Below are 19,222 nucleotides of genomic sequence, written 5' to 3' on the forward strand. Positions count from 1 at the left end.
AAAGCCGTTATAGAACCAGGAGGAATACCTGGGTGCAGCGATTCAGACACTTGGGAACCATGTCTGGGCTGTTATATATGGTTCCCAGTTTGAAATGAAAGAGAGGACAATACATATGAGAGAAAAATCTTATGTAGCACGTCTTGGTGCATTAGCCTTGGTATTGACTCTGATGACAACCTGTCTGACAGGGGGGACACTGGCAAAGTTTGTTACTGAGGTAGAAGGCGAAGCAGAGGCAACAGTGGCTGCCTGGGAGTTTAAGGCAACCGGAAATAATGGAGCTGCGCTAAGTTCAATTGATATGGGAAGAACTGCCTATAAGGGGGAAACGATTGGTGATAATGTCATTGCTCCGGGAACACAGGGATCATTTGACATTGTGCTGGACGGAACGGGCAGTGATGTGGGTATTGATTATATTGTTACAATTGACAAGTCATCTGAGCCGGATACGCCGGATTTACCGGATGATTTGGTGTTCCAGGTTGATGGTACAGATTATAGTCTGGGCAATGAAATAGAAGGAAAAATTGAGCATGCAGCAGGAGACGATGCTATGAAAAGGACCATTACCGTCAGCTGGAAATGGGATTATGGCAGCGCAGATACCGCAGAAGCAGATAAAAACGACAATAAGTATGCAGGAAAGTCTTGGAAGCTGAAGATTAAAGCCACCGGTACGCAGACAAAACCAACGGAAACAACAGCTCCAACAGCGTAACTAACTCCGCCTCCCTGTGCCGGAGGCAGGATGTTTCAGAGTATTCAGCCTAAGAGAAAGAACGTGGCAAGTCGCCGCGTTTTTTCTCATAGACCGAATATCAACGGCGGTTATCAGCAGAGGAGAAGGCAAATATGATAAAAAAACATGGAAATAGATTTGCTCCTGAAAAGAAGACAGGGAATCATAAATGGATTCCGTTACTGTTGTTATTTGTACTTATGCTTTTGTCCTCCTGTGCGGCGGGATATATTCTCGGCAGATCTGCATTTCCCGAATCATCAGGCAGGAGAATCGACACAATACTTCTGACACCTGATGGAGACGCAGCAGAGCAGCAGATGCAGCAGATATTTCATCTGGCAGGAAAAATTAATTATACCAATGGCAGGCCCTATGCTCAGGGGAGGGTTCAGCTTCACAGTGAACCAAGGGAAACCGTTACGGACACAAACGGGAGCTTTACGTTTTTTCATGTGGAAGGCGGGGAGCACCAGATTCGTATTTTGGACCGTACGGGTAATGTTTTGGGAGAACGGAAAGTCAACCTTTTTTCGGCTCAGGCGGAATCAGGAGTCAATGTCAGCCTGCAGCAAAACGGGCAGTATACCATTGAGGTGGCAGTCGATGTCAGGCTGATGGAGGTGGCAATCGAGCTGGATGAAAAGAATAACTCATTGTATATTAATCCGGAGAAATTGACCTACCTGACATCAGACGGCCGTCTTGTGACACCAACAGGGGAAGCGTATTATTGGGAGGGAACACTTGTCACACCAGGCGGTCTGGTGATTACAGCAGACAAAACTGTGGTTGCGCCGGCAAGTGAGGGACCTTTGGGGATCGCTCTTTTGACCCCGGAAAACCAGGTGATTTACCCGGAACAGGATGCAGCTTTGCCTGATGGGACCAAACTGCTGGAAAATGGGAATATTTTACTTCCGGGAGAAACGATGATTGAGAGGAACGAGAATGGAACCGTAATCCTTACACCAGATGGGCTGCGCGGACAGCCGGGAGCAGGTGGTGTTGTTATATCCGGTGATAATCAGGTGTCGCCTATCGGGACAGGTACAAGTGGTCCAGATTCAAATACACATGGTAATCCCGCCGGACCGAATGAAAGTGTATCAGGAAACGGCTATGACACTGGGACGAACCCGGCGGAACGTAATGATTCCTCTCAAATTGGGAATGGCAGCGGCGGTGTTAATGCCGGACCTGGATCCGGGGAAGGCGGAGAAAGCAATGCGGGAAGCGGCGGCGTCAGTGGAGATAGCAGCGAAGGCAATGACAAGGACGGGGGAGGCATTAGCGGCGGAGGCGGCAGTGGAGACAGCAGCGGAGGTAATAGCGGAGACAGCAGCGGAGGCAATAGCGGAAACAGCGGTGGAGAGACCGGCGGTGATAACGGAGGCGGCGGAGATGACAAAGATGAAGGACCGATTCCGAATTTTCGTGTGAGCTGGACACAAGGTCAGGAAATAGAATTGTTTTCCGATTTGTCGGGAAATGTGCAGACCCTTTTGCCGGGCGCGGAAGGAAGCTACCCGTTTATACTTGAAAATAATAATTCCTTTCATGTTATCTTTACCCTATCAATTGAGGAAGACAGCTTACACATTCCCATGCGTTTCCGTATTGTTACATATAAAGACAGAAAGCCGCTTACCGATTGGTGGGATACACAAAACGGCGGCGCTGCGGAAAGTGATACCGTACGCCTGGGTGCAGGTGAAAGCAAATCCTATCTTTTGGAGTGGCAGTGGCCTTATGAGAGCGGAAAGGACGGGATTGACACAAATGCAGGCAAGGCAGACCTTGATTATAGGGTCAGGCTTAAAATATGGGCTCAGCAGGAAGGTCCGTAGATACATGCACGGGAAAAGGACGGTTTTATAAGGCGCGCGGGAAAATACAGTTTTTCTGGGGGCGGATATGATTGGGATGGTCAAACAATCTGGAGGGAACATATAAGAATGGGAAAGCATTTGACGAAAACCGGAATTGCAGGATACGGCCTGCTGCTTGCGGCTGCAAGCATATCTGTATGGTCGTTCTCCTATGCACGGTTTACGGCTCAGGAGAATGGCATGGCGGCTGCCACGGTGGCGGCCTGGGGCAGCGGCAGCAGTACCATTGATATCAATGTAAGCGGACTGCGGCCTGGGGATAAAAAAACCTATATTTTTGAGGTTACCAATACGGAAAATGGAGTCACAAGTGAAGTGGGACAGGATTATTCCATAATAGTTGAGACAACGGGGAATCTGCCATTGGACTTTGCTCTTACCTATGACAACAGTAATCCTGATCATCAGGGATTATTCGTGAATACGGGAGAGAATGGAACATTGACCTTCAATGGCGGGATGGCGGCTGTCCGGGGCGGCCGTCTGCCCCATTCAGTTTCCGCCATTCATACATATACTCTGGCTGTTTCATGGCCGGAGGACAAGGCGGGGACTGAATATACGGATGAGATTGATTTGGTGACACTGACGGTCAGCTCGGAACAGACTGTGCCGGCTATACAAGAATAGGAGGCGTCTAATGATGAACAAAATCCGCAGGAAACAGCAGAGGGCGGCTCTTATGCTGATTACTGCTGCGGGGATTATGCTGTCTCTGGCAGGCATAGCGGCTGCGCGTTATATGAAACAGGAAAGCCAGAGCGGAGTTGTGGAAGCACAGACATTTTACTTTACCAGTGATTTGCTGAAAGAGGATGGGGGAACTGCGGCGTATTTTATTGATCCAATGGCGCAGTCCTTCACAATTGAACTCTATAACTTTGCGGATTCAGAGCGGGTAACCTCTGCGGATATAATATACAGGGTGAGTGTGACGGGAGGCACGGTTGAGGGGGGCGATACCGGGATTCAGGGAACAATAAAAGCCGGTGAAAAAAGCACTGTGCCGATTTCAGTGATTCCCGCGGACAAACCTGAAGGCGGCGGAGGAACAGTGGAATTAGAGGAAATAAGGGTGGTGGCGGAATCTGTGTTTCCTTATAAGAAAACCCTTACGGGTGTATTTAAAAGGCAGCTGGGTAATCAGTATGTAGTGGAGGATGAGAGCGGCCGCAACGCGGCTGTGCTGACCATGGTATGTGCGGACGGGGAAAAGGATATAACCGTCACATTGCCTTCAGGTGTGATACCGGATGAAGCGGATATCCGGGTCACTGGTTATAAAGACAATAAATGCACATTTCATTCGCCCGGATACGGGATTTATTCATTGGTACTGCTGAAATCAGAGGCTGATATAGGATTATCGGGTAAGGACTCATTTGCCGATGCAATTGATTTAAGCCAATCCGGCGGATAATACTGCGGCTCAACCAGAATAACAGTCAATTTTTTATGTAGTGGAGGGAATGCAATGGATGGAAAACGCCAGAAATTTCAATTGAGGAGGCAGAGACACAACCGGCAGCGCATACTGGTGTTTTGCCTTATTTTTTCTCTTGTATTGAGCAATCTGAACTTTGGGTCCATGCTTACATATGCAACAGAAGGAAACCGGAGAACCTTTGAAATTGGCAGTGATGTGAAAGCCGTTCTGAAAGACGGCGTACTGACGGTTAAAGGATATGGCGATACAAGAGATTTCAGTTGCGATACGGCTCCATTTGCAGAATATGCAGATGAAATCCGGACATTGGTCATTGAGGATGGGATTACCTATATTGGGAGCTGTCTCTTTTATGGGCTGGGCGGATTACAGGGGGAGCTTATACTGCCTGAAAGTATTGTGGGAATCGGGGATTATGCGTTTTCTGGAGAAAGTCCGGCTCAGGCCGCACGGTTCACTGTGATTCGAAACGAATTTGAAGGAGGAGAAATCACAGAATGGAAAAAAGCAGAGCCCGAAGAAAGTGAGACAATCACTTTGGCGACCCCGTCTCAAGCTGAGAAAGTAACCTCTGAGGAACGGATAGAAGAAGGGGAGCAAAACGGAGAAGCGGATAAAACCGGAGATGAGAACGCTGTTAATGAAGGAAATAGAGAAGAAACCAAGCAGGAAACTGCGGAACAGACAGAACAGGGGGAGACAGAACCGGGGAAACCGGATAGAATAGAACAGGGGGAGACGGAGCAGGAGGAAGCGGAGCGGACAGAACCGGAAGAGACGGAGCAGGAGGAGACGGAGCGGACAGAACAGGAGGAGACGGCACATGGGGATACACTTTCCCTGATAGCAAGAATTGAAAATCATCAGGTCCCTTTCGTGGGAGAAGGAATGCCGGAAGGGGATTCGGATTCCTCTGGCAGTGAGTCCGGCATGGATGCCGGAAGCGCAGACTCCGGTGACGATAGTGGAGATGCCGGCAGCGGAGGCGCGGATTCCGGTGACAGTGGGGACGCCGACAGCGGAAGCGGGGATACCGGCGGCGGTGGGGACGCCGACAGCGGAAGCGGGGATACCGGCGGCGGTGGGGACACTAACAACGGAAGCGGGGATACCGGCAGTGGGGATGCCAATAGCGGTAGTACAGATACCGGAAGCGGCAATACAGATGTAGACAGCGGTAGTACGGATACCGGCGGTGATAATGCGGACGCTGATGGCGGGGGCAGCCCTGACACGGGCAGCGGACAGGAAGGCGGATTATCCAAGGATGACAGTATGGACAGTGGGGACAATACTGAGGCCGGGGATACATCTGGAACATCTGGAGATAAGCCGGGTGATGCAGCCGGACAGGGCAGCCATAACCAGGAGCTGCCGTCTGAAAGTGAAAACGGAACGGGCGGTAAGGACAGCAGACCTCAAAAGGTAACGGAAAACCTTGAAGCTGAAAATCCGGACTATGATATTGAATATATTTCACAGCAGAAGATAGAGAATCCGGAAACTGTTTTCTATGAAGGGCAGACCGGTATGGTCATATGTTCTCCTGAGAATGGTACGTTTATTGAGGCGGCGGAATATGCAGGTTATGTGATGGCGGACAGTTGTATTACGGTAATTCTGGATGATATGATGGAGATGGAACTTCCGGCCTGTGAAGGGCAGGTGTGTCTGCCGGAATGTCCTGAAGAAATAAAATGCCCATGGGATGACAATGCCATTTTTACTGCTAAATTTGCAGGATGGACATTAGAACCAGGGACAGAACCGGCTAAAGCACTGGTTCCGGGAACATATACGGATACTGGGGAGGAGCATCTCAACCTGTATTCTGTCTGGAAGCCCGTTGGAACATATCAGATGGGCGTCAGGGCAGAACGGCAGGGCGGGACAGCGATCTACACCCTGTTTGATAAGAAAACCGGGGAAACGGTAAACAGCATGGACGGCTATGCCTTTTTGTATCAATGGCAGTATTCAGCACAGGGTGCGGATATCCCGGATGATAAGAACGCATACGGCGAAGATGTAAACCGGACTGATAATCATGGAAATGGAGACGATGGTCTATGGGAAGATATTGCAGGTGAGGACTCACCTGTATATAAACGTTCCGTGAAAGCAGGGGATATGGGAATGCGGTTCCGCTGCGCGGTGACTCCTGTGAAGATGACCAGAAGCATGACAGCGGCCAGCTCTGTTACATTGTACTCGGAGCCTGCAAACGGGGTGGCTGTGCTTGAAACGGTTTATGTGAATCAGACCAGCGGGGATGACGGCAATTCTGGTTTGGAAAATGCCCCGGTTAAAACCGTGGAAGCTGCTGTGAAAAAATTAAAAACCAGGGAGGATGGCGGAACGTCAGACGGTAATCAGATTATCTTAATGCAAGATTATGACTATGGCAATACAACTGATTTTCTGAAAGAACATGCGGTTCCGGTGACAATCAAAGGAATTACGGCAGACATAGAATTTTTCAGTACTGCAGCGGGAACAGAAAGTGATTTTCATTTGTATGAGGATATCACGTTTGATTCACTGACCATTGAAAAGATGAACCATCTATATGGGAATGGCCACAATATAACCATAGGGGATAATGTTTCATGCAGTGGATTGTATTTGTACGGAGCATCAAAAGATGGTACTCTGACAGTAAAGCCGGGTATCATTCAGGTCCGCAGCGGCAGTATTGCCAGGATTATAGGATATATACGGAGCAATGGATCTGTTGACGCAAATAACAACGAGGCAGTTATCATTGTGGACGGAACTGCAAAAGTTGACACCATTGTAGCCGGAAGCGCCAGCGGGGAGATTAAGAACGGGAATGTAGGCATCTATATCCGAGGAGGAACAGTAAACAAAATAATCGGCGGATGCCAGGGATTCAGTAATGTGAAGGCGCCGTACACGGGGAAAACTTCAATTAATATTTCCGGCGGGACTGTTAATATGGTCTACGGGGCAGGCTCAGGAAGGGCAACAGGCATCCCGACGTATCAGGGAATTCTGGACATCATTGTGACGGGAGGAAGTATTTCAAGCATCTATGGCTCCGGCTCTGCTGCATACGTAGTAAGCGGCGAAGATGCAACAAAGGTAAATATATCCGTGTCAGCGGGAACCGTAGGCAATATATACGCCGCGGGCGTAGGCGGGGAGGCGGGAGTTGATGGCGGCAACGATGTAAATGGAACCCCGGCAGCTGATTTCGGCAGTTTAACCGGAAAGGCAGACATCACAATAGACAATGACGCTGTTATAACAGGTAACATATATGCAAGCGGCCAAGGGTACACGCAAAAGGATTATGGCAAGGGAAATGCATACCTGGATGGAGAGGCCAATATTACGGTAAATGGAGGTACAATCAAAGGTAATATCTACGGCGGAGGCGAGGGAGTCAATAAGGCCGGGTTTGAAAAATCTGCCAGGGTATGTAAGAACTCAAAGGTTACGGTTGAAATAAGAGGCGGACTAATAGAAGGTTATGTCTATGGAGGGGGGAAGGTAGCTGAGGTAGAGGGCTCAACAAATGTAATCATCAGCGGAGGAACCATCAAAGGAAACGTCTATGGCGGCGGAGAAGCGGGGCTGACCCATGGGAGGGCGGCTGTACATATGGCCAACGGAACCGTAAACGGCTCCATATATGGTGGTGCGCTGGGAAAAGTAGGCGACCGGTTTGTTTACGGGGGTTCTACGGTCAATATGACGGGCGGCTGGGTTCGCGGGAATGTCTATGGAGGAAGCGAGCTGAGTAATGACGGTAAAAGCGGAGAACAGGATGAGAAATCCGCGTCCGGCCTTGTATTTGTAAATCTGACAGGCGGTACTGTCAGCGGTAAGGTTTTTGGTGGAGGTTTCCAGGGAATTGTTAATGGTTCCACCCATGTCCATATTGGACTGGGAGCCATTGATAAATGCAACTATTATAAATCCCATGCAGAGGAAAAACCAGTTTTAGACGCCTCCGGCCTGTCTGTGGGCGGTTCCGTTTATGCGGGCGGTGATTACGGCGGTGACAGCGCTGACCTGAATTATGATACCATAACAGTAAACGGTTTTTCTCATGTTTATATTGACGGAACAGATTACAGTTTTGGCGCGGGGGATACTGGCGGCAAAAAGATGGAGATTGCGGGCGGTGTGTTTGGAAGCGGTGCATCCTGCGACGCTGGTGATGTGCGTCTGGTAACGCTGGATCATTTTGGCGCGGCTGCCTCTGGCGGCGGACAGCCGGAACAGGTTACAGGTACAGTTACATCCATACAAAGAGCAGATCAGGTACGCCTGATTCAGACTCATGTCCGGCTGGCCGGCCAGTCTGATGTTGCAAACTCGAATCAGACGACTCCCTATTCCCTGAATCGGATTGGGGATAAAGGGAATTTTGATAAATTGGGAGAACTGGGAAACAGTCTTGTTTTAGAAGGCGGAAGTACCCTGGTATTGGATTCGGCGTCCAACAGTGTGGCAAATCTGAAAAGCGTGGATGACACGGAAAGCAAGGTGGTAACCCAGGCAGATCTTGCGCATTGCCCAAATACAGTGGTACTTTCCACCGGTACTGTATTCCGTATTTCCAACACATCACAGGGGGACTCGGAAGAGTATGGAGCCGTTACAGGATATTTTTATATGATTGCAGGTGATACGGCGGATGCATATGCGTTTGCCAGGGCGAAGACAGAGACTCTTAATCCATCAGACGGAGGTTTTGTGGTTCCCGGAGAAAAGACGGAGCTGGGATACACAAATATAGGCACGTCGTACCGCTACTGGAAGGTGGCAGGAGATAATGCCGGTGCTACACGCCACGTTGTGCTGACAGCCCGCAATTCAGACAGCCTGGGGATTGGAGAGGATGGCTTTGCCGCGGCAGAGGGAACCATCGAGCTTCCGCCTGTTGGTGATACAGAGAATATCAGATATGCAATCAAATCAATTACGCTGTCAGACAAAATGACACTGGTGGACGCGGCAATGAACCTGGAAACAGGAACGTGGATCACATCAGGTCCGGATGTGAGCGCGGAGCAGGAAAAAGCGAGGATACGGAACACACCGGCTTCCACTTTTGGTTTAGTGATGTGGCAGAATACCGGTAAAACAGAAGTGGTTTCAAATGTTATCTCAGACCAGACGGCCGGAACAGATAACAGTAATTCAATCATCGGAAAGGATTGGGAATATCATGTCCTGGACCAGGAAACGTCAGGCATTCCGAACATTGAATTTAAACTGACCTATTATAATGATGGAATTCGTATAAGTCAGAACCTGGGAACGGTGAGCGTGGTGGTGGAACGGTACGCGGGCGATATCCTGGCGGAGGAGATAACCATGAATGTGGAGGTTGTCACCAGGGCCAGTGCGCTGTCGGAGCAGACGATTGACCTTTATGCGTCGGAGAGCGGAAGCTATACGGGCAGGATGGTGATCCCGGCAGATTCCAGCAGAAACCTGAGTCTGGCAGGGGTTAAGGTACCTGAAAATGGAATCACACTGAAAGCTGTAAACAGTGAATTGGAACATTATGATGTGGCGGTCACTCTGCAGCCTGTCCAGAGCCAGGGGTGGAATACCGCGAATCTTATGAGCGAACCATATGATATAAGCACGTATAAAGAATCTGCCGGTACGGTTTTACTCGGAACAACGGACAGCCGGTATGAGGCCCCTATAGATTTTGTACTGTACAATCATGGTGCTTTTGCGCCTAAGGACACAGACGAAATTATTTTGACACTGTCTGACGCAGATGGGAATAAGGTTCCCGTCACACTGAATATTCACTGGAAAGAATCTATTGTTTCGGCTGTTCAGATGGCATCCGGAAAACAATATGAGGGTATGAATGATACAGCTCCGGTGGTAATATCTCAAGAGAGTGCTGTTACTGCGATGTTCACCCTTGGAAGTCAGAATGGAACCCTCGCCGCTTCAAGTGTGTGGCTGGAGCTGCGGGACAGCAGTGGAATCAGACACGCGCTGCCGGACGGTGCTAAGCTCACACTGCTGAGCGGAAACCGATACTACCTCTATACCCTGACAGGGGGAGAGAAGGACGGAAAAATTCCTCTGGACAATTTTGCAGAGATGTGGGGGAGTAGTCGATTTAATGAAAATATTGCCGCCAAAACAATTACAGTCATAGCGGCATTTGACAAAACAGCCAGTCTTATGCCGGGGGAATACAGTTTGAGATTGCGCAATGACACGGGAGCTGACTCCGTAGGCGGGTATTTTACAGTCAATAATTCAACGGCTGCAATAACACTGGACAGCCAGGAGGGACTGGCCAGAGGGGAGCACCGTATCAGCATTTTTGTATCTCCCCAGCAGGATACACGTTTATCAGACAAAGCGGCAGTGGTGCTCACAACGCCGGAGGGTGAGGCGTTTCCCAAGGGGACTGCGTTTATCTACGGAGAAAAACGCTGCTACCCTGTTAACGGCAGGGTATATTTGATTCTGGACCGGGGGCAGGCTCATACAGTTATCATGGATACAACCGATACGGCCGGTCTGACACTGGAAAATAACCGCATCAGCGCACAGTTGTTTGCAGCAGGTGTGAACGCAGGTAAAGGTAGGATTACCGGTACAGAATTAACTTACAATATAAAAGCGAATCCTGTATATGGCCTCAGTGTGAAAGCTGATCAAGGGGAAGAACGCGTGGCCACGCCCGGAGCAGCCATTGGATTTACGGTATCATACTCCATGGAACACATTACGCAGGCGGAAATAATTCAGGTTGAAGTCAGAAGGAAGGAGGACGGTGCGTATATTGAAGCAGACGGCTGGGAAGTAAGCGGCGATTTGGAGCTGGGACAGGGAGACGGCGCAAAGAGGGAGGGAAATGCTGCTGTAACCATTACAGTTCCTGAGAACACCGGGGAAGGTACTTATCGTCTAATCTTCAAACTGGGAGATAAGAAGGCGTTGTACAATATAATCATTCGGAGCTGCGACTGAGATATTACGATATCGTGGAACAACTACAGATGGAGGAAGTGAGCCGCATAGGATTGGACCAGCCATGAAAATGTTGGCCTTTTGTGAATATATGTATACAGATGACGGACTCTACCGTGTGATTTATGAATATTTTGAGACCAGAATCCTGTTCGGGATGTACAGAACTGGTGAACACCTTCCGGCTATTTCGGAGACAGAGCGGTTTTTCCATATGGGTCCTACAGCGGTTCAATCCGCTTTGGAACTGCTTGGGCGAAAAGGGTATATAAGGATGGACGGAAAACGGACGGCAATTGTTGTCTATGAAGCTGAACCGGATAAGATAAGAGAACATGCCGCAAAATATTTTGCCCTCAGGGAAGAAGGAATAAAAGATATGATTCATTCGGTTCCGCTGCTTATGGGGCCGTTGTGGCTGGAGGGATTGAGAAGAGGGACGAATCAGGACTGGGATAAAATCAGAAATGCGCTTGCCTGCCCTTCGCTGGGGGTCATATCCATACTGGTGGAGCTTTACAGCCTGACACTGGGCACACTGAAAAACAAGCTGATTCTGAATCTGTTCTGGGAAGAAATCCGATATTTACGTTTCCCGTATCTGACAGATAAATTGCTGGAGATTCAGGAAACACTGAAACCGGAAGCGTCCAAAGAAGAGATAGTTGCCCGGTTGAGACGGATTTTTTTTGGTTCTTATAAAAAAATGGTGGAAGATATGTCCCTTTTTATCAGGAAAGAGGGCGGAATGTATTTAATTGACAACAGCAGGATTCCGTTCCAATGGAATATTTACCGCAGGAGGCCCCAGCTTAAATATTCCCTGGCCGGGCGCATCATATGGGAGGTGGTGAAGGGGGCGTATCCCATAGGCAGCTATCTGCCCTCGTTACCCCAGATTGCACAGCGGTATGATGTATCCGTAGCCACCGTAAGGCGTACCCTGATGCTTTTAGCCCAGCTGGGAGTCACCCAGTCATTCCATGGAAAGGGTACTTTGGTGGTAATGAGGACGGCCAAAATGAATTTCAGGATGCCGGAGATTCTGGAGGGAATGAGCCTGTACCTGGAAAGCCTCCAGCTGCTTGCTTTGACAATCAGGGATATAACATTGTATACAATAAAATCCTGCAGCGGGGAGGCACAGGAGCGTTTGACCGGAAAGTTTGATTTGTTAAGGCAGGAAAACAAGGTGCATCTTTGTTTTGAACTGTACTTTAAATGGATTGAGCACCAGTGCCCTATGGTAATGATACGTGAATGTTATCGAAAACAGTATGGTTTACTGACCTGGGGATATCCCATTATGTTATACCGGATTAGAAACCAGAAACTCCAGTTACGGTACATGGGATTTACAGAGGAGATAATTAAATTGCTGCGTGAAAAAAGATGGGAGGATTTTTCAGAGGCATGGAAGGGGCTTATGGAACAGGAAGAGCGGGAGGCCCGTAAATTCATGATAGATGTGAATTTGAGGCCATTATTGCGCTAAGCAAGCTGACAGGAGCTGGTGATACCAGCTCCTGTCAGCTGTTTTATCAGCAATTATGGCTGGGAAGCATAAAATATGCATTATCAGCGCAGTGTGTCATGCAGAAGTACGCTGCAGACAGAGCAGATGGCCTGACAGAAAACATTGCTTTCTATTGGGAGGTGGGGGACTTACTGGTTCCCCTTCACTATAATCATGTCCTCCTGCTCCAGTGCGTCTGCAATCCAGCTGATGAACCGGCTGTAAAAGTCAAAGACAGTATCATCGAAATGAATATGGCTCATGTCATTTTCGATTTTCTGTATTATGATATTCCAGGTCCCGGCAGGTATGCGGTTATCCCAACAGACATCAAATTCCGGGAATTCGGATTCCAGATAGGACAGCAGGAGCTTTGTATAGTCTGTATCATAAATGCACAGTGATTCCTGGCAGTATGTATCGTGGTCTCCCGGTCCGGTGCCGCAGCTGCAGGGATAAAAGCAGAGATTTACCTTTTCATCCGGAGCCGAAAAACATCTTAATACCATAATCATCCCCCCGTATATCATTCCATTGCCGTGTACCGGGTCTTTCTAAGGCTAAGACCGCAGTCTGAACGTGATAATTAAATTATATCACGCCGGGGGGAGATTTGATAGTGTGAAAAAATAAGCCGCTGTTAAATTTGGAGCAGTTTGTAAGTTGGATTGACAGGAACTGGGGGTGGCTATAAAATAGAGGAATACCGATATTTTATTATAATGTGTGGCTGGGGGAAAATAGCTATGGACGGACAGAGGATACGGATTATTAAAAAGAATGATGAATATTCCATGGAATACCAGGCTGGAGATGTCTTTTTGGTGGACAGCACCTGGTATGGCGGCGTGAATGTGACCAGTAAGTCGGGTATACCCCTGTCTCTGGACAAGGAGGAGTATGAGTTTGTGAACAGGGACGAGGCTGTACATGTAATTGACACCTATTCCTACGGGCTGGGAGCCATGGACTGCTTCTGCGAGATGGTGTCAGCCGGCCTTAAGACACTGGCCATGAGCCACCCCTGCGATACCAGGGAGGAACGGGATTCCTACCTGCAGGATGCAGAAAAGCTGTGCAGGAAGTACGGGGTGAAGCTTTATCCGGAGGACGAGGCTTTTATTACGGATTTATTCCCCGAGGAGTTGAATAAGGGTAAGTATAATTACCTCTTTTACCGGACCGGCGATGTGCTGGAGCGCTATATGGGACTGAAGGAACAACAGAAACGATTGATTGCAGACCACTCCTATACAGGACAGGAGAGATACAGGATTGCCGTGGAGTTCGGGAAGCTTCTGTCCTACCCTGAGGATGGGATAGAGAGGCTGATTGAGAGGGCAGGCAGCAGAATGCTTTGAGAAAGTGGTTGAGGAATACAGGGAGAAAAACAAAGTACATCTAGTCGAAATAATGACGGTTAATAGGACTGAGTAAAAGATCCTGTAAACCGTCATTTATTTTGTGATGAAATCAATAATTAAACAATTGCATCTGCGTTGTGGGTATAGTGTAAAATGAACTGATAAAAGGTATCAATACAAGGTACAGATATCCGGTTCTTCCTGACTGCCAAATATATTTCTCTATGAGCCCGATCATGTTTAATAGGGATTCGTTTGATGGGGAAGTTGGTGAAAAATTCCAGGTCTGGTACAATTGCAATCCCGTAATTTATGGATACAAGACCGGCAATGGACATCTCTTCCTCCACCTCACATATAATATTGGGTTTAATGATGCTGGTGCTGAATAAGTTGGAAATTACATTCTGCGTTTCGCTCGCTTTCGAGTTATATCCAATAATGGGATATGAGATTAATTCTTCAATACAGACTTCTTCTTTTACAGATAAGGGGTGCTCGGGCGCTGTAATCAGGATTAAATCTTGATGAAGTACGGGGGTAAACAATATTTCTTCCTCGTTAGGAACAAAGGTGCACAGGGCAAGGTCATAATTCCCCTTTTTCAAATTTTCGACAATGACCCTGGAATTATTCTGTTTCAGAGAAAAGCTGATATTTTTAGAGGTTTCCAGTTTTAAAAAATTTGAAAGCAATCTGGGAACAAAGTTAGCTCCCAGGATATAGAGAAAAGCAAAATCAATCATCCCGGAATCATTTCTGGATAACTTTCTTATAGTTTTTTCACCGTTTTCAATTTCATCAAATCCCCTTGTAATATAGGAACTAAATATTTTTCCGTATTTAGTCAGTTCCACATTGCGTCCTTTTTTTTGAAACAGGGGTACCCCTAAATCTTTCTCAAGGGCTGATATGGCATGACTTAAGCTGGGTTGGGATATGTATAATAGTTCTGCAGCCTGGGAGTAGTGCTGCAACTGGGCTAATACTTTAAAGTAATACAGTGTGTTCAGATTCATGACTAACCTCCTGATTTATCTTTTTAGAAATTGTATAGAAACAACTTCTTCATATCTCAGAAAAATCCATAGTTTGTATCTATAGATTGCGAGATAAATATGCATTTGTGCGAATAAATAAAGAAAGATATAATTAAGTCATGAAAAAACTATATTACATCCAAAGATTATAGATTATTTTGCTGAAATTTACAAGAAAATAAATCAATTTATCAATGGGAATATCTGGAAACAGAAGCAATGAACCGGTTTATGCATAATAAATAAAAAGGGGTATATGCAAATGGGAGACAATTATAATCCTTATAATGAGGTATTGGAAATTGTGCGTCAAGCCGCAGATTTGTTGGGATATGCGCCAAAGGAATACGAGGCAATCAAATATCCGGAAAGGGAGCTCAAAGTTTCTGTCCCTGTGGAGATGGATGATGGTTCTGTGCGTGTATTTGAGGGCTTTCGGATACAGCATTCAACTTCCAGAGGGCCTGCAAAGGGAGGTATACGTTATCATGAGGGTGTGAACCAAAATGAGGTTAAAGCCCTGGCAGCCTGGATGACTTTTAAGGCAGCTGTTGTAGGTATTCCCTACGGGGGTGGAAAAGGCGGTGTAGTGGTTGACCCGGCCAAACTTTCAGAGAGGGAACTGAGATGTCTTACAAGACGGTTCACTGCCATGATTTCACCCATTATAGGACCGGACCAGGACATTCCAGCGCCGGATGTGGGAACCAATGCAAAGGTAATGGGATGGATGATGGATACTTACAGTATGCTGAAGGGCCATTGTGTACCGGGGGTGGTAACAGGTAAGCCTTTGGAGATAGGAGGCGCATTAGGCCGTAAGGATGCCACGGGAAGAGGCGTTATGTTTACTGCCCTCAATGTTCTGGAGGTTCTGAGAATGGGCAGGGGGGAAGCCACGGTTGCGGTCCAGGGTTTTGGAAATGTGGGGGAAACCACGGCTAGGCTTTTACACCAGGCTGGAATAAAAGTGATTGCAGTCAGCGATGTTAGCGGTGGTCTGTATAAACAGGAAGGATTGGATATTCCAGATATCTGCAGATACATCACAACAGGAGAAAACCGTCTATTAAAGGATTACAGGGCAGATGGAGTGGTACACATATCAAACAGGGAGCTTTTGGGGCTGGATGTGACCATTTTGATTCCCGCAGCTTTGGAGAATCAGATTAACAAGGACAATGCGGATGAAGTAAAGGCCAGGATTGTATTGGAGGCCGCCAATGGCCCCACGACCAATGAGGCCGATAAGATATTATTTAAGAAAAATATCGTGGTAATTCCGGATATATTGGCCAATGCAGGGGGAGTTATCGTGTCTTATTTTGAATGGGTCCAGAATATCCAGGAAGTAATGTGGAGTGAAGAAAAGATTAATCGGAAATTGGAAGAGATAATGGGTAATGCGTTTTTGAGCGTTTGGGATACGGCAACGGGACGGAAGATTTCTCCTCGCATGGCAGCATATCTGATTGCGGTAAAACGGGTTGTGGAAGCAAAAAAAATCAGAGGGATCTGGCCATAGTAATAGTGGACGTCATGAGGCGCCTGGGGCAGCATGGAGCTGCCATGTGGGAAGGAAACCGATAAAGAGGCTGATAAGACGGCAAAGGCGCAAAAACGATAATGAGTTTTTGCGCCCCTTTTATTATGAGACGAATGGACCAAGGAGGATTACTAAAATGACAAATGCATGTGAACCGGCAGAGCGGTTAAAAAAAGTACAGTTTTCGCCAGTAAGAAAGGTTTTAGAAAAGGCAAACAAAATGGCAGCCGAAGGAAGGAAAATCATTCACATGGAGGTTGGAGAACCTGATTTCGATACGCCGCAACCCATTGTGGCCGCAGCGGTGGATGCGCTGGTCAGGAAGAAGATGACCCATTATGCGCCGAACAGAGGAACATTAAAACTAAGAAAATCTATTGCATCCATGTTAAAGACTGAATATCAGGTAGAAGTGGATCCGGTGGATGAGATACTGGTAACAGTAGGGGCGGCAGAAGCTATTTTTGATGTTATTTTTTCACTAGTCGATGCTTCTGATGAGGTTATTATATTGACCCCTGCTTACATGAATTATGAGAATTGTATCAATATGGCCGGCGCCAAGTGTGTGAAGGTGGCATTGGAGGAAAAAGAAGGATTTCAGATTAACCGGGAACGTTTGGAGGCAGCTGTCACAGAGAAAACAAGGATGCTGGTGGTGACAAATCCCAACAATCCCACAGGGACTGTACTTACAAGGGAAAGCTTGACAATCATTGCGGATTTGGCTAAAGAGTATGGTTTTGTTGTATTGGCTGATGAAATTTATTCCAGGCTGTCCTATGGAAATAAAAAGTTTTGTTCAATTTTATCCCTGGATGGAATGAGAGACAGGGCAATCATGGTAAATGGGTTTTCTAAAGTATTTGCCATGACAGGATGGAGGGTCGGGTTTGTTGCCTGCCACCGAAAATTCATCCCTGCTGTACTGAAGGTCCACCAGTATGCAACCACCTGTATACCCGGCTTTATCCAGGAGGGGCTGGCTGAGGGAATGGGATCAGAGGAATGTACAGGAGCAGTGGAATATATGATAGGCCGTTTTGAGGAGAGGAGGGATTTCGTCGCATCGGAACTGGATAAGATACAGAAACTAAGTTATGTTGATTCCATGGGCGCATTTTATTTCTTTATCAATGTATCTAAAACAGGAATGGATGGAAATGAGTTTGCAGAAACGCTTTTGGAAAAAAAGGGGGTGGCACTGGTACCGGGACAAGCCTTTGGCGAAACCTATGGTGATTTTGTAAGGCTGTCTTACGGAAGAGGAATGGATGTGTTAGCGGAGGGAATGGCTCTGATAAATGAGTTTATTGAGGAACTATAGGAAACGTACACACTAATAACAGGAGGAAACTGGGAATGAGAAAAAGAATCTTAAGCTTACTGACAGCGGCAGCTATTGTGGTTTCGTTCACCGGATGTGCACCCCAAGGTACAACTGGAAATTCTTCCGAAAACAAGGAAACGCAGGATTCTCAGACAGAGGAAGAAGAGAAACAAACCATAAAAATAGGAGCAGTTTATCCTTTGACGGGTACGAGCGCTGAGACAGGAAATCAGACAATCAATACATTAAAAGCCATGGCAGAGCTTATCAATAATGAATATGATATTGATTATCCCTTTGCCAAAACCCAGGGACTTCCAAATCTGGGTAATGCAAGAATAGAGATCATAGCAGCAGACAGCCAGGGAAATCCGGAAGTGGGAGCCACAGAAGCTGAGCGCCTGATAACAGAAGAAAATGTGACGGGATTAATTGGATGTGATGCCAGCGGAGTAACTAAGACAGCCAGTGCTGTGGCTGAAAAGTACGGTATTCCCTTCATCAATGCAGAGTCTTCGTCACCTACTCTTACGGAACGCGGGTTAAAATATTTTTTCCGTACAGGACCTACGGATGCTACATTTGTGGAAGATACGTTTAACTATATGGACCTCTATAGGGAAGAGGCCGGATTTGAGAATGTGGCAATCATAGCGGATGAGGCTGAGGCTGGTGTTAATTTTAAAGAATTGTGCGAAGCAGCAGCTGAGAATCATGGTTACAATATAGTCCAGTCCATTACATATCCAGGCAATCCGACAGGACTTACATCTGAGGTTCTTAAACTGAAGGATGCAAAACCGGATGTAGTACTGATTTATGCATTAACCGCAGAGGCTATCCTGTATACCAACACATGCAAAGATTTGGATTTCAGCCCGAAAGCTACCTTCACAGCAAGGGGCGGTTTTGTAGCCACGGAGTATTTTGATACCTGCGGCAAAGATGTGGATTACATTTTTACGGCAAATGCCTGGAGTATGGACTTGGCTAACACAAAACCATACCTCACAGAAATCAATAATCTGGCAAAAAAATTCTCAAATCATGATATGACGGGAAATACGGCCCGCGCAGCCCAGGGATTCCTTATTTTTGCGGACGCAATCAACCGGGCAGGAAGTACGGATGCAGATGCAATTGTTAAGGCATTGGAAGATACTGATATGAATGAGGAATATCTGATTGTACCATGGACCGGAGTAACCTTTGATGAAAGCCATCAAAACACTCAGGCAACAGGTATCATCACCCAGATTCAGAATCAGGCATATGTGACAGTATATCCGGATTCTGCCAAGAGTGCTGATTCTATAATCCCGGTGCCGGCATGGAGTGAACGAAATTAGCGG

Annotated in this window: 12 protein-coding genes; 10 read left to right on the forward strand and 2 right to left on the reverse strand. The window is 47.2% G+C overall.

Features of this window, described 5'->3' with window-relative positions; translation table 11 throughout:
* Positions 1-115 precede the first annotated feature (115 nt).
* The 6 genes from LI015_RS08950 to LI015_RS08975 all read left to right on the forward strand — a co-directional run bounded on the left by LI015_RS08950 (position 116) and on the right by LI015_RS08975 (position 12,569).
* Positions 116-724, forward strand: coding sequence for a hypothetical protein (locus LI015_RS08950; RefSeq protein ID WP_002565524.1), 609 nt, complete (start codon positions 116-118; stop codon positions 722-724).
* A gap of 134 nt (positions 725-858) precedes the next feature.
* Positions 859-2,595: a carboxypeptidase regulatory-like domain-containing protein gene (locus tag LI015_RS08955; protein WP_227124609.1), complete on the forward strand. Its 1,737-nt coding sequence runs from the start codon at positions 859-861 to the stop codon at positions 2,593-2,595.
* Positions 2,596-2,703: 108 nt separating this feature from the next.
* Positions 2,704-3,267, forward strand: coding sequence for a hypothetical protein (locus LI015_RS08960; RefSeq protein ID WP_002565522.1), 564 nt, complete (start codon positions 2,704-2,706; stop codon positions 3,265-3,267).
* A gap of 10 nt (positions 3,268-3,277) precedes the next feature.
* The gene (locus LI015_RS08965; protein WP_227124611.1) at positions 3,278-4,057 is read left to right on the forward strand and encodes a hypothetical protein; all 780 of its coding nucleotides are present in this window, start codon (positions 3,278-3,280) and stop codon (positions 4,055-4,057) included.
* A gap of 54 nt (positions 4,058-4,111) precedes the next feature.
* Positions 4,112-11,074, forward strand: a complete 6,963-nt coding sequence (locus tag LI015_RS08970; protein WP_227124613.1) for a hypothetical protein — start codon at positions 4,112-4,114, stop codon at positions 11,072-11,074.
* 64 nt (positions 11,075-11,138) lie between these two features.
* Positions 11,139-12,569 (forward strand): GntR family transcriptional regulator, encoded by a 1,431-nt coding sequence (locus tag LI015_RS08975; RefSeq protein ID WP_227124620.1) that lies wholly within the window; start codon positions 11,139-11,141, stop codon positions 12,567-12,569.
* 170 nt (positions 12,570-12,739) lie between these two features.
* Here LI015_RS08975 and LI015_RS08980 read toward each other — a convergent pair whose 3' ends face one another.
* Positions 12,740-13,099: a hypothetical protein gene (locus LI015_RS08980; protein ID WP_002576101.1), complete on the reverse strand. Its 360-nt coding sequence runs from the start codon at positions 13,097-13,099 to the stop codon at positions 12,740-12,742.
* 237 nt (positions 13,100-13,336) lie between these two features.
* Between LI015_RS08980 and LI015_RS08985 the strand changes: the two genes are divergently transcribed.
* Positions 13,337-13,951, forward strand: coding sequence for a hypothetical protein (locus LI015_RS08985; protein ID WP_227124622.1), 615 nt, complete (start codon positions 13,337-13,339; stop codon positions 13,949-13,951).
* Positions 13,952-14,070: 119 nt separating this feature from the next.
* On the opposite strand, the gene LI015_RS08990 is transcribed toward LI015_RS08985, so the two are convergent.
* Positions 14,071-14,973, reverse strand: coding sequence for a LysR family transcriptional regulator (locus LI015_RS08990; protein WP_227124624.1), 903 nt, complete (start codon positions 14,971-14,973; stop codon positions 14,071-14,073).
* Positions 14,974-15,256: 283 nt separating this feature from the next.
* Here LI015_RS08990 and LI015_RS08995 point away from each other — a divergent pair, with 283 nt between their 5' ends.
* The 3 genes from LI015_RS08995 to LI015_RS09005 all read left to right on the forward strand — a co-directional run bounded on the left by LI015_RS08995 (position 15,257) and on the right by LI015_RS09005 (position 19,219).
* On the forward strand, positions 15,257-16,519 hold the full coding sequence (locus LI015_RS08995; protein WP_227124626.1) for a Glu/Leu/Phe/Val family dehydrogenase: 1,263 nt from the start codon (positions 15,257-15,259) through the stop codon (positions 16,517-16,519).
* A gap of 157 nt (positions 16,520-16,676) precedes the next feature.
* Positions 16,677-17,867, forward strand: a complete 1,191-nt coding sequence (locus LI015_RS09000; RefSeq protein WP_227124629.1) for a pyridoxal phosphate-dependent aminotransferase — start codon at positions 16,677-16,679, stop codon at positions 17,865-17,867.
* 35 nt (positions 17,868-17,902) lie between these two features.
* Positions 17,903-19,219 carry an ABC transporter substrate-binding protein gene (locus tag LI015_RS09005; RefSeq protein WP_227124631.1) on the forward strand — a complete coding sequence of 439 codons (1,317 nt, stop codon included), beginning with the start codon at positions 17,903-17,905 and terminating at the stop codon, positions 19,217-19,219.
* Positions 19,220-19,222 lie beyond the last annotated feature (3 nt).

The organism is Enterocloster sp. 210928-DFI.2.20 (genome assembly GCF_020554465.1).
Classification (GTDB): domain Bacteria; phylum Bacillota; class Clostridia; order Lachnospirales; family Lachnospiraceae; genus Enterocloster; species Enterocloster bolteae.